Annotated in this window: 11 protein-coding genes; 10 read left to right on the top strand and 1 reads right to left on the bottom strand. The window is 55.2% G+C overall.

The window, feature by feature from the left end; all coding sequences use genetic code 11:
* Positions 1-37: 37 nt before the first annotated feature.
* A complete protein-coding gene (locus EP166_RS11610; RefSeq protein WP_127557102.1) occupies positions 38-1,300 on the bottom strand; it encodes a serine hydrolase domain-containing protein in 1,263 nt (420 codons plus the stop codon).
* 200 nt (positions 1,301-1,500) lie between these two features.
* Here EP166_RS11610 and EP166_RS11605 point away from each other — a divergent pair, with 200 nt between their 5' ends.
* The 10 genes from EP166_RS11605 (at position 1,501) to EP166_RS11560 (ending at position 12,002) form a co-directional block, all read left to right on the top strand.
* On the top strand, positions 1,501-2,523 hold the full coding sequence (locus EP166_RS11605; protein WP_127557100.1) for a LacI family DNA-binding transcriptional regulator: 1,023 nt from the start codon (positions 1,501-1,503) through the stop codon (positions 2,521-2,523).
* A 233-nt stretch (positions 2,524-2,756) separates the two neighbouring features.
* The gene (gtfA, locus tag EP166_RS11600) at positions 2,757-4,202 is read left to right on the top strand and encodes a sucrose phosphorylase (RefSeq protein ID WP_127557098.1); all 1,446 of its coding nucleotides are present in this window, start codon (positions 2,757-2,759) and stop codon (positions 4,200-4,202) included.
* A 267-nt stretch (positions 4,203-4,469) separates the two neighbouring features.
* The gene (gene xylA / locus EP166_RS11595; protein WP_127557096.1) at positions 4,470-5,789 is read left to right on the top strand and encodes a xylose isomerase; all 1,320 of its coding nucleotides are present in this window, start codon (positions 4,470-4,472) and stop codon (positions 5,787-5,789) included.
* Between the two features lie 67 nt (positions 5,790-5,856).
* Positions 5,857-7,203: an NAD(P)/FAD-dependent oxidoreductase gene (locus EP166_RS11590; protein ID WP_127557095.1), complete on the top strand. Its 1,347-nt coding sequence runs from the start codon at positions 5,857-5,859 to the stop codon at positions 7,201-7,203.
* A 96-nt stretch (positions 7,204-7,299) separates the two neighbouring features.
* Entirely contained in the window at positions 7,300-8,394 is a 1,095-nt protein-coding gene (locus EP166_RS11585) for an ABC transporter substrate-binding protein (RefSeq protein WP_127557093.1), read from the top strand.
* A gap of 47 nt (positions 8,395-8,441) precedes the next feature.
* Complete coding sequence (locus EP166_RS11580) at positions 8,442-9,440, top strand: FecCD family ABC transporter permease (RefSeq protein WP_246026277.1); 999 nt, start codon at positions 8,442-8,444, stop codon at positions 9,438-9,440.
* Positions 9,433-10,185, top strand: coding sequence for an ABC transporter ATP-binding protein (locus EP166_RS11575; RefSeq protein WP_127557091.1), 753 nt, complete (start codon positions 9,433-9,435; stop codon positions 10,183-10,185). The genes EP166_RS11580 and EP166_RS11575 overlap by 8 nt, the downstream gene beginning before the upstream one ends.
* Positions 10,182-10,832: a hypothetical protein gene (locus EP166_RS11570; protein WP_127557089.1), complete on the top strand. Its 651-nt coding sequence runs from the start codon at positions 10,182-10,184 to the stop codon at positions 10,830-10,832. Before EP166_RS11575 ends, EP166_RS11570 begins: the two co-directional genes overlap by 4 nt.
* Positions 10,832-11,518, top strand: coding sequence for a hypothetical protein (locus EP166_RS11565; RefSeq protein ID WP_127557087.1), 687 nt, complete (start codon positions 10,832-10,834; stop codon positions 11,516-11,518). The genes EP166_RS11570 and EP166_RS11565 overlap by 1 nt, the downstream gene beginning before the upstream one ends.
* On the top strand, positions 11,487-12,002 hold the full coding sequence (locus tag EP166_RS11560) for a hypothetical protein (RefSeq protein ID WP_127557085.1): 516 nt from the start codon (positions 11,487-11,489) through the stop codon (positions 12,000-12,002). The genes EP166_RS11565 and EP166_RS11560 overlap by 32 nt, the downstream gene beginning before the upstream one ends.
* Positions 12,003-12,023: the final 21 nt, after the last annotated feature.

Genomic DNA, 12,023 nt, shown 5'->3' with positions numbered 1-12,023 from the left:
TCTTGGTGTGACCATTTTGCGTTATTGCTAAATGGTTTTAGCTTACGTTAGTTGAATGATTTTTACTTGTAAAGCTGGATTGGCTAGCCAGTGAATCGGCGCTAGCTTGATCCACAGAAACGCCAGGTTTCTCTTTTAAAACCTGTCTGAGTGCGTCGATGATTCTGGTTGCCCGTTGATCTTCCAAGCCGAACATCCAGTTGGTTACATAAGCGAAACCAATGCGTTGAGCCTTGTCGGCAAACACAACTTGCCCGCCGGCGCCATCATGCCCAAAACTGTCTTCGCTCAGGTAGCGTCGCGCAGGAGAGTCGAGCTGAAAGCCCCTGCCATAGCGAGGAAAGGGTCCTGGGACCGGAAAAACAGGCTCCCCTTCACTCGTCAGCGTTACCGCAGCCTGCATAGTGGCGTCATCAATAAGTCGCACACCCCGGGTAGGTGTCACTGTTGCGGACCAGATGGATCCGAGTGCTGTTGCTGTGGCAATGCCGCCTGCGCCTGGAATTTCAGCCTGATGAAGGCGTGGGTCGTTAAAGCCGCCGTCTTCGGTGATCAGCGTTGCTGGCAGGGCATTGCCTAGCGTCATGGCGCGATAGAGCCAATTCGGACTGGCATCGCTGTCATTCGCTTGTTCGTTTTGCCAAAAATCGTATAACGCCTGACTGCAACCAATGTGCGCGACTCGGTCCTCTTGTCCTTCTGGCAGGCCGATCCAGGCCTCTGCATTGAGCGGTCTAGCAATGAGCCTGTTGAACAGAGACTTGACCGATTCACCAGTGACGCGCCGGAAAATTTCGCCAACAAGCCACCCGTGAGTAAGGGCGTGGTAAGCATAGCCAGTGCCCGGTAGCCACAACGGCGTCTGCTCTGCGAGGCGCTCAACCACGGGCTGCCAATGTACTATGTCAGAGAACTCGGCTGGACTATGAAGGGCGGATAAACCTGCTCGATGAGCTAACGCATCGGCCACAGTGATATTGCCCTTACCTCCGGCTTCGAACTCTGGCCAGTAGTCTGCGACGGGTCTGTCATAGTCAAGGTGGCCTTGTTGCACCAATTGCGCGGCAAGGATCGACATAAGGCCCTTGGTACAGGAGAACACCACGGCTGTGGTGTCTTCGCTCCAGGGTTTGGCTATGTTGGGTTCAGCCAGGCCTGCGCTCAGGTTTACAACCTCTTCGCCGTCTTGCCAGATACTAAGTCCTGCGCCCATGCGCTCGTCGACATCAAAACCCGCTTTGAAGGCCGATTCGACAGCCTCGAACCCGGGCGCTGTGTGGCCCTTAACCGTAATGCCCATTAACACTCCTCAAATGTCGATCAAAGCTCAGATAACCTCACAGGATCTGCACGACCGGACTCATGTGGCTACCGGAAGAAGACCTCGGTGGTCTCGATTTTTAATCATGGTAAAACGTTTTAGCAAATAGTCAAGACTATCCCGGTCCAGCGGTTCGCGGTATTCTCATGGCACACATTCGAACGCTGGATACCTGACTCTTGAGCAAGAAGCGAGTAACACTGGCAGATGTGGCCCGTTTGGCGGGTCTCTCAACATCGGCCGCATCGATGATATTGACGGGTCGGCCGGATACCCGCCTTTCACCAGAAGCACACGCCAAGGTGCACGAAGCCGCAGCGACGCTGGGGTACCGACCAAATATGGCGGCCCGAGCGTTAAGAACAGACAAGACACGAACATTGGCTTTTATTTCAGATCACATTGCGACCACGCGATATGGTAACGGCTTGATACGAGGTGCCCTCGCGGCCTCTGAAGAAGCGGGTCATGTCCTGATGATGCTTGAAACTTATGGCGATCCGGCGCATGAAACGCGGGCTATTGATGCTGCAATTGATAGGCAGGTCGATGGCATCATCTTCGCGTTTGTGCGGTCACGCGAAGTGTTCTTACCATCAATAACAAGCAATGTTCGAATGGTGATGCTCAATGGCACCAACCGGCAGTGCCCGATAGCCATACTGCCTGATGAATATCAGGGCGGTTGCGAGGCGGTATCGTTGCTGGCAGACGCGAATTTTACCGATGGAATTGTACTGCTCGGTCACAATGCCGAAGTGGAGGAAGGCTTGTTTCGCTCCGGAACCATTCTGAGTCGGCTGAATGGAATTCGTTCTGAAATGGTCAGTCGTGGCCTTGGCTTTGTCGATGAACTCAGTTCCTGGAACTGGGAGCCTGAAAATGGCTACAAGCTTATGAAGAAGTACTTGAAGAATTCGCGTCCAAAAGCATTGTTGTGCATGAACGATCGTTTGGCATTTGGGGCTTATCAGGCATTGTCTGAAGCAGGCCTGAAAATCCCTGAAGACGTTTCCGTTGTTTCTTTTGATAACGATGAGATCGCTGCTTACCTGCGCCCCGGATTAACGACAATTGGGCTCCCTCATGAAGCTATGGGGCGAGAGGCTGTTCGTGTTCTCCTCGATGAAAAAATTGTTGAAAGTGAAACGCTAGTTGCTATGGAGCCCATGATCAGGGGCTCTGTTGGAGGGGCAGATTAACAGGCGATCTATTTGTATTTCAGGGTGATTTTATACTATTTAACACAAGCTGCCACCAATTGAGTATGGCTTGGTCATGCTATTGATTTCAAAAATGTATATCTAACTTACCCCCATATCGGAATCCTTGGGATTTTGGGTTTCAGAGTCTCCAAGTTTTGGATGCCAGAGTTCGCGTGTTTTTTTTGTTTGGAATATGAATATTTATTGTCCGTAATTTACAGAGAGTGGATATGAAAAATCAGGTTCAGTTAATTACCTATGTTGACCGCTTTGGTGGCAGCGATCTTAACGTACTCCACCAATTGCTGAAGGAGTCGTTGAGGGATGTTTTTGGGGGTATACACCTTCTGCCCTTCTATACGCCCATAGACGGGTCTGATGCCGGGTTTGATCCTGACGATCACCTCACGGTAGACCCTCGACTTGGTACCTGGGATGATGTTCGTCGACTGAGCGATGACGTCGACATAATGGCTGATTTGATCGTTAATCACGTGTCAAGCCGGTCACCGCAATTTATAGACGTCGTTTCGCACGGCAACAGTAGCCCCTGGTACTCATTGTTTCTGACGTTTCAGAGTGTCTTTCCCGACGGTGCACGCGAAAAAGATATTACTGCGATTTATCGGCCAAGACCCAGCTTACCCTGGACACCATATACTCTGGGCGATACCCGGCAATTACTTTGGACCACTTTCACCTCCGAGCAGTTGGATATCAACGTCGAAAGTGAGGTCGGTATGGCCTATTTGAACGGTATAATGGATCGTTTTGAGCAGTCCGGGGTGTCAATGATTCGACTGGATGCCGCGGGTTATGCCATTAAGCGCCCGGGGACACGTTGCTTCATGTTGCCGGAAACCTATACCTTCATACAGCAGTTGTCAGACAGTGCTAATGCACGAGGTATTGAAACGCTGGTCGAGATTCACAGCCACTATCAGACACAAATAGACATCGCCAACCGGGTCGGTCGAGTATACGACTTTGCCTTGCCACCGTTGATTCTGCATCTAATGTTTACCGCTGATGCCAAGCCGCTGGCTAATTGGCTTCGTCAGTCACCACGAAACTGCATTACGGTGCTGGACACACACGATGGTATTGGTGTGCTGGATGTTGGCGCCGACGCCGATAAGCCTGGACTGTTGGAGCCGGAAGCAATTGATCAATTGATAGAAACCATACATCAGCGCTCAAATGACCAAAGTCGTTTGGCGACTGGAGCCGCTGCCTCCAATTTGGACTTGTATCAGGTCAACTGTACTTACTATGCGGCATTGGGCGAACGCGACAACGAATACCTGATTGCTCGCGCTTTGCAATTCTTCGCACCCGGCGTGCCGCAGGTCTACTACACGGGGCTGCTGGCCGGTGGTAATGACATGGCGCTGCTGACCAAAACGGGTGTCGGGCGTGATATCAACCGTGCCTATTATGATGTTGCCCAGATTGAAGATGCCCTGAAACGCCCTGTCGTTGTAGAACTGATTCGCTTGATCCGAGTACGGAACGAGCATCCGGCATTCAATGGTGACTTCTCGTTGGACCACTCTGGTGACCAGCTAAGTCTGATTTGGAAGAACGGAGATGCCAGTCTAGTGCTGACGGTTGATTGTGAGGCGCGCAGAGCTCACATTACCGATCAGTCAGGAGAGCGGCTGTTTGAAATGTAAGCGCATGCTGGCTTAGTTTAGGAATGTCTGAATAGACAATGGCACTCTTCAAGCCTGAGGAGTGTCAGTAAATAGTGGTAGTTCAAACGTCCTTCTCCGCACCTCTATGGTTGCGTTTTACATGTTTCCCGCCCTTCCAGCCGGCTTTTTCCCGTACACAGTTCGATGCCTTATCGCTAACATTTGACCTCCCGGCGCTTCTAATCCATAATAAATTCGACTGCCAAAATAAAAGACAACAACTCAGCCGATACCAGGAGGCCACCCATGGCGGATTTCTTCCGTGCCATTGAACCGATACGCTTTGAAGGGCCGGGTTCCGATAACCCGCTGGCGTTTCATCATTACGATCCGGAGCGCATCGTGTTGGGTGCGCCATTGAAAGATCACCTGCGCTTTGCCGTCTGTTACTGGCACAACTTCTGTTGGGACGGTGCCGATGTGTTTGGCGAGGGTACCTTTCAGCGCCCCTGGCACAGCGGGGCCGATGCGCTGGCTTTGGCCGAGCAGAAAATGGACGTGGCGTTTGAGTTTTTTCAGAAGCTGGGCGCTCCGTTCTGGACCTTTCACGATTACGACATCGCGCCGGAAGGTCAGACCATCATCGAGAGCCGGGAGAACCTGGCCCGCATGGTCGACCGGGCCGCGCAGAAGCAGGAAGAGACCGGTGTGCAGCTGCTGTGGGGCACCGCGAAGAACTTTGGCCACAAACGCTATATGGCCGGCGCGGCCACCAATCCGGATCCGGAGGTGTTTGCCTATGCCTGCTCGCAGGTGCAGCAGGCGCTGGATGCGACGCATCGACTGGGTGGTTCGAATTACGTGCTCTGGGGCGGGCGCGAAGGGTATGAAACCTTGCTCAACACCGACCTGAAACGAGAGCAGGAACAACTCGGTCGCTTTCTGCAAATGGTGGTGGCGCACAAGCATAAAATCGGGTTCAAGGGCGCCTTATTGATTGAACCCAAACCCCAGGAACCGACCAAACACCAGTATGACTATGATTCGGCGACCGTGTTTGGCTTTCTGCAGAAGTTTGGCCTGGAAAAAGAGATTAAGGTGAACATCGAGGTAAACCACGCCACGCTGGCGGGGCATACCTTTGAGCATGAGCTGGCTACGGCGGCTGCACTGGGTATTCTGGGTTCAGTCGATGCTAACCGTGGCGATCACCAGAACGGCTGGGATACAGATCAGTTTCCAAACAGTGTCGAAGAGATGACGCTGGGGTGTTATGAAATCATCAAGGCAGGCGGTTTTACGACCGGTGGTTTTAACTTCGACACCAAGCTGCGCCGCACCTCGATCGCCCCCGAGGATTTCTTTCATGCCCATGTAGGCGCTATGGATACCATTGCGCTGTCGTTCATGAAAGCGGCCGAATTGTATGAGCAAAAGGTACTGAGCGATTTTGTCGAGGCGCGCTACGCCCGCTGGCAAGGTGAGCTGGGGCAAAACATCCTGAGTGGAACCTTGGATCTGGCTGCTGTATCCGATCATGCCGTGTCCCGGAGTCTGAATCCGCAACCGGTTTCCAGCGGTCAGGAAATGCTGGAGAACCGGGTTAACCGGGTGATATTCGGCTAAAGCACCTGTGATAGAGTAACCTGATCGCTCATTGGTTTTTGTGTCACTGCATCAGGTTACTTACGTCATGTCAGATTTTCCCTTTACCGATCTTTCCCGCCTGGAACATCAGGACGCATTGCCCGAGGCGTGCGATACGCTGATCATAGGCGGCGGCATTGCCGGTGTGATGACCGGCTATTTTCTGGCGAAGCAGGGCCAGCGGGTTGTGGTGTGTGAGAAAGGCCGCATTGCCGGCGAACAATCCTCCCGCAACTGGGGCTGGATACGTCAGCAGGGTCGCCATCCGGCTGAACTGCCGATCATGGTGGAAGCCAACCGGTTGTGGCATCAGCTGGCGGATGAGGTTGGTGAAGACATCGGCTTTAAAACCACTGGCATCCTGTACATGGCCTCCGAACAGTCCGAGCTTGAAACCTATGAGCGCTGGTTGCCTTTTGCCAGGCAGGCCGGTGTAGACAGCCGGGCACTCAGTGCGCAGGAAATGGCCGATTATCTGCCTGGTGCCCGAGGGAACTGGGTGGGAGGCTTGTACACACCCAGCGATGCCCGGGCCGAACCCTGGCTGGCCGTGCCGGCGCTGGCCCGGTTGGCAAAACGGGCGGGCGCTTTGTTGCGTGAGCATTGTGCGGTGCGCTCCCTGGATATAACAGCCGGTAAGGTGTCTGGCGTATGGACGGAGGCCGGGAGGGTTCGGTGCAATCAGGTTGTTCTGGCCGGAGGTGCCTGGTCATCTCTGTTTGCGCGAGCTCAAGGCATCGCATTGCCACAGTTAAGCGTGCTGGCGTCGGCTATGGCGACAAACCCCATGCCGGCAGTCTTTCCAGGCGGCGCTGCAGACCCGGCACTGGCGTTCAGGCCACGTGCCGATGGCGGCTACAGCATTGCCCACGGTTTTTCGCACGACTTTTATTTGGGGCCAGACGCTTTCAGGTATTTCGGTGCCTTTCGCGAGCAGGTTAAATCCGGGCTAAAAACCACCCGTTTGCGTCTGGCGGCCCCCAACGGGTTTCCCGATGGCTGGGGTACGGCAAGGCACTGGATTCCCAGCGAAGAAACCCCGTTCGAACGTATGCGAGTACTGAACCCCGCTCCAAACATGCGCACCCTGAATGCCGCGCTGGATCGTTTTGCCGACACCTGGCCCTCGCTCGGCCGGCCTACCATACGGCAGGCTTGGGCCGGGATGATCGATACCTTGCCCGATGAGATTCCGGTTCTTGATCGCGTACCAGTCGTTCCTGGCCTGGTGATCGCCACCGGCCTCAGCGGGCATGGCTTTGGCATCGGGCCGGCCGTTGGCCGGGTAGTGGCAGACCTGGTGATGGAGCGAGCGGTTGGTCACGATTTAACGGCGTTTTCGTTCAATCGGTTCAACAGCGGGCGGGTATTGAAACCGGGGCTGGCGTTTTAGAGCGCTACGAGAGCCAGAAGAAAACAATAAGCAGTTGTAAATAGTAATAGTTATCAATACTATCTTTGTCGAATTTTTCGACAAGGAACACTTCCGATGAGAATGTCCCTCTACACGGCCGCATTGGCCGCCACGTCCCTGGCACTTTGTACCTCAGCCCTGGCAGAGCAGGGCGCCATTGACGTTCTGGATCAGAACGGCCGCCGCGTCTTGCTGGACGAACCGGCCCAACGCGTAGCAACCATTCCCATGCCGGCAGCGTCTATGTTTACCTCCGTCGCCGGTGGGGTGGATCGGTTGGCTGCCATGCATCCGGCCTCCAAAACAGCATTGGAAGACGGCATTCTCGGCGAGTTTTACCCCGATGCGGCGATGATTCCCAGTGACATCGTAGGCAATGGCTTTATGCCCAATATTGAAAGTTTGCTGACGGTGAATCCGGATCTGGTGTTGCAGTGGGCACATCGCGGATCAGACATTATTGAGCCGCTTGAACAGGCTGGCTTGTCTGTCGCGACGCTCAATTACGGCACCGAAGAGTACGCGCAGGGCTGGATTCAATTGCTGGGTGACGTATTGGGTGAGGAGGAGAAAAGCCAGCGAATGATTCAGTGGCGCGATCAGACGCTGGCAGATATTGGCAGCCAGCTGGCCGATGTACCGGAAGCAGAAAAGCCACGAACACTGTACTTCTTGCGCTTCCTGTCGGAATACCGGGTGGCCGGTGAGGGTACCTACAATGATTTCTACATTGATTTGGCCGGTGGTTCCAATCCGGCAGAGGGTAATAACTGGCTGACGATTGATGCGGAACAAATTCTGAACTGGGATCCGGAAGTCATCTTGCTGAATGGCTTTGAAGCTGGGTTATCGCCACAGGATGTGTACGACAACCCCTTGTTTGCCGATGTCAGCGCGGTGGTCAATCGTCGCGTTTACCACGTGCCACTTGGTGGCTACCGCTGGGATCCGCCCAATCAGGAAAGCCCGCTGATGTGGATGTGGCTTTCCAGTTTGCTGCAGCCCGGCCAGGTCGACTATGACTTGCGCCAGGAAATGCGCGATGCCTACCAATGGATATATGGGCAAACACCTTCAGAGCGTCAGCTTAACGAGATACTGCGGATAGAGCATAACCAGAACGCCGCCGGTTATGAGCAGTTTCTGAACCCGGCTCTGGCCAGCCAATGACCTCTCAGATTGCCCCGGCCTTGATGCCCCTCAGAGTTCGAGGGGGAGTGTGGTGGCTGCTGGGCGCCTTCCTGGTTGCTGTCATGCTGGTGTCGCTGAGCACCGGGAATTACCAGGTTCCGGTAAACCATGTCGTTGGCATTCTGGTGTCATCCTGGTGGCCAGTCGAGGTAACCTGGACGCCGGTTGAGGCACGGGTCGTAGAACTGATCCGTCTGCCCCGGGTGCTGATTGCAGCGCTGGTCGGTGCTTCGCTGGCGTTGGCAGGCGCTGCCTTGCAGGGAGCCTTGCGCAACCCATTGGTGGGACCGCAAATTGTTGGCGTGTCATCCGGTGCCGCACTTGGTGGCGTGCTGGCGTTGTTTTTGGCATTGGGTACGGCCGCGGTTATCGGCAGTGCCTTTGTATTCGGCGCACTGGCGATGCTGATCGCTTACAGCATGGCCAGGGTCAGTGGTAATTCGTCGCCATTGACGCTGGTGCTGGCCGGCATTGTGGTAAGCGCCTTTTGTTCGGCACTGGTCTCGCTTCTCACCTATCTGGCGAATCCGGAAGACAGTCTGCCCACCATTGTGTACTGGTTAATGGGCAGCTTTGCGACAGCGAGTTTTGATAAAGTCTGGGTGGTCGGCAGTGTGCTGTTGCTGGCGGGTTTGCCACTGGTGCTGATGCGCTTTCGCATCAATGTTTTGTCGCTGGGTGATGAAGAAGCACAGTCGCTTGGTATACCGGTTGAGCGCACCCGCTGGGCAGTTCTGGCATTGTGCACGGCATTGGTAGCCGCCTCGGTCAGTGTCTCCGGCGTTGTTGACTGGGTGGGTCTGGTAATACCGCATTTTGCCCGTTTGTTGCTGGGGCCGGATCATCGCAAAGTGCTGCCTGCATCGATGCTGATGGGGGCGGCTTATATGGTGATTATTGATACGCTGGCCCGATCACTGACCTCGGCGGAAATCCCTTTGGGTGTATTAACCGCGATTGTTGGAGCGCCAATATTTGCGTGGCTGCTGCGGCAGTCCAGCCGCCGGGGAGCCTTGCATGATTGAAGTAACGGATCTTGGCTATCGCCACCATGCCCGCTCTCCCTGGGTGTTTAAACATCATTCCCTCTCGCTGAAAAAAGGCGAAGTGGGTGCCATTATCGGGCCAAATGGCCGTGGTAAAACGACGCTGCTGAAAGCCCTGTTAGGGCTGATAAAACCGCAGCAGGGAAGTGTGACCTTTGCCGGACTGCCAGCCTATGTGCCACAGGGAACCGACACGTCTTTTCCCTACCGTGTGCGCGACCTGGTGGTCATGGGGCGAGCCCGCACCCTGGGGTTGTTTGCATCACCCAGCCGGCAAGATTATCGGTTGGCGGATGAGGCGATGGCCCGGGTGGGCATCGAAGCGCTGGCTAACCGAAGGCTGACGGAGTTAAGTGGCGGCCAGCGCCAACTGGTGCTGATTGCCCGGGCACTGGCATCCCAGTGTGACATTCTGGTGTTGGATGAACCCACCTCGGCACTTGACTATCACAATCAGAACCGGGTTATGGCGGTACTGGAACAAGCCCGGAACGATGGTGTAACGGTGCTGTTTACCACCCACTCACCCCAGCACGCCCTGGCCATTGCCGACAGCGTTTTGCTGATGTTCGGGCCAGATGAATACCGGTTCGGTCCCTGTGATGAAGTGCTCACTGACCAGCAGTTGGCCCGGTTGTACAACATCGACATTCGTACCTTGCCCTTTGAGCATAACGGCCAGGCGCACCGCGCGGTTGTTCCCGTTTTCGGGAGTATGGCATGAGTTCATCCAGCCTGGTGCTCGGGCTGATTCAGGACGGGCCGGTGGCCGGGCCATTACAGCAGAATGCATCGGCAGCAGGCATGGGCATTGAATGCCTAGACCCCGATGACCTGAAGTGGATGAGTGTTGCCGATTGGCCGGCGGTTATCGTCGGATCTCACGCCGACCAGATTGCGCTGGTACGACACCGGACCGGGCTGGAACGTTATTTGAACCAGGGCGGACTGCTGATTTGGAACGGTGCCATTGCGCATTCTCCCTTGCCAGAACTGAGCCCTTTTGTCCCTTTGCCGGTGCGCAATCTGGCCCATTTGACCGTCACGCAATTAACCGCGCACCCGCTGTTTTCACGGGTTCCTTCTGAGGCGCTGACGTTTCGCAAAGGTGTCGCGGGTTTTTGGGGGCGTGGCCATAACCCGTCTCCGCCCGGTGCTCAGTTGCTAAACGGTTTGGGGCCGCGGCCGCACGAACACCCGATCGACTGGTATTGGGCGCGACCTCAGGGTGGTGCCTTGTTGATGCATGCCGGAAACGATTTTTTTACCTATGCCGACGACGCCAAACTGCGCCAGAGAATACTGGACAACCTGCGTCACTGGATACTGGCGCATCACACCCATGAACCTCACGAAACAGCGGCAAGGTGATGAAACCAACCTCTCCCTTTAACGGTCATTTAATCGCTCTGGATGCTGGTGCGGCCTACCACCAATTCACCTTTACCGACCCGGCGCTGTCGGCGTTTTTCGATGAAGTCGTGTATCTGGATGATCTGTGTGACGCGCACCTGCAGCGAGCAGATGCCATTCTGGTGCCGTGCCGGACACCGGCGCATCGGCTCCGTCGCTGGCGGGACGATTTATTGCGTTTTGCCGAGCAGGGTGGAGTGCTGATAGTGATGGGGGAGACGCAGCCTGACGCCTGGCTGATGCCCTTGCCTACCGAGCCGGTCGCTACCAATTACTGGTGGTGGCTAAAAGGAGAAGACGGGCTGGATTTAAAACCGGCCGATGAAAACCACGATCTGTTTCAGTATGTATCGCCAGCCGACTGTCGCTGGCATTTACACGCCTTGCACTCACCACCCCAGGGTTACCGCTCCATTCTGAATCATGCCAGTGGGCAGTCGGTATTGTTTGAAGGGCCACTGGGGCGGAATGGTTACCTGATTCTGACCAGTCTCGACCCCATCTATCATCACGGCAGTTTCTTTATGCCCGCGACGACTGCCTTTTTGACTGGCTTTTTACCCTGGGTACGCAAACGACTTAACCAACAACTCGATGGAGTATTGCAGCACCATGCAACAGCAACTGACTGTTCTGGACAATAACAAAGCCCTGTCATTCAGCTTTGACGAAGCGCTTAATTACCATGGAGGCGGCTTCCCGGGAGGCGTTGCCCATGGCTTTAAAATGCTGGAGGCGGCATTACCCCACTTGAATGGTGGCCGCCCGGTTGAGCGCAGAAAACTACAGGTACTGACGGCATTTCCGGGGCCGGGCGCTCGCGATGCGGTGGAGCTGATTACCCGGGCCAATACCGAAAGCCGCTATGAAGTCGATATTAACGCGGGTGACACTACCGCTGTCGAGGCGGCGCGTGGCCGTTACTGGTTCAGGGTGACGTATGGCAACACGGTGGTTGAACTGACCATTCAGCCCGGAATCATTGACCCTGAGTTTATTGCGCTGGGTCGAAAGCCAGACCGGACGCCCGAAGAGGAAGCCCGGCAGGACGTTCTGAAACAGGACATGGCGGATCGCATTATGGCGTTGCCTGCCGGGCAAGTGTATCTCGCCCGGCGAGTCGAATAACCCGCTTCCCCCAGGTTTGGC

The sequence above is a fragment of the Saccharospirillum alexandrii genome (assembly GCF_004000275.1).
Taxonomy (GTDB): Bacteria; Pseudomonadota; Gammaproteobacteria; order Pseudomonadales; family Natronospirillaceae; genus Saccharospirillum; species Saccharospirillum alexandrii.
Note: the sequence above shows the minus strand (reverse complement) of the source record. Positions and strands in the feature narration are given on the sequence as shown.

What these genes read in the sequence shown, in the direction of transcription:
- EP166_RS11610 (WP_127557102.1), bottom strand. Translation starts at nt 1,300, where the DNA reads ATGGGCATTACGGTTAAGGGCCACACAGCGCCCGGGTTCGAGGCTGTC.
- xylA (WP_127557096.1), top strand. Translation starts at nt 4,470, where the DNA reads ATGGCGGATTTCTTCCGTGCCATTGAACCGATACGCTTTGAAGGGCCG.
- EP166_RS11565 (WP_127557087.1), top strand. Translation starts at nt 10,832, where the DNA reads ATGAAACCAACCTCTCCCTTTAACGGTCATTTAATCGCTCTGGATGCT.
- EP166_RS11575 (WP_127557091.1), top strand. Translation starts at nt 9,433, where the DNA reads ATGATTGAAGTAACGGATCTTGGCTATCGCCACCATGCCCGCTCTCCC.
- EP166_RS11590 (WP_127557095.1), top strand. Translation starts at nt 5,857, where the DNA reads ATGTCAGATTTTCCCTTTACCGATCTTTCCCGCCTGGAACATCAGGAC.
- gtfA (WP_127557098.1), top strand. Translation starts at nt 2,757, where the DNA reads ATGAAAAATCAGGTTCAGTTAATTACCTATGTTGACCGCTTTGGTGGC.
- EP166_RS11570 (WP_127557089.1), top strand. Translation starts at nt 10,182, where the DNA reads ATGAGTTCATCCAGCCTGGTGCTCGGGCTGATTCAGGACGGGCCGGTG.
- EP166_RS11585 (WP_127557093.1), top strand. Translation starts at nt 7,300, where the DNA reads ATGAGAATGTCCCTCTACACGGCCGCATTGGCCGCCACGTCCCTGGCA.
- EP166_RS11560 (WP_127557085.1), top strand. Translation starts at nt 11,487, where the DNA reads ATGCAACAGCAACTGACTGTTCTGGACAATAACAAAGCCCTGTCATTC.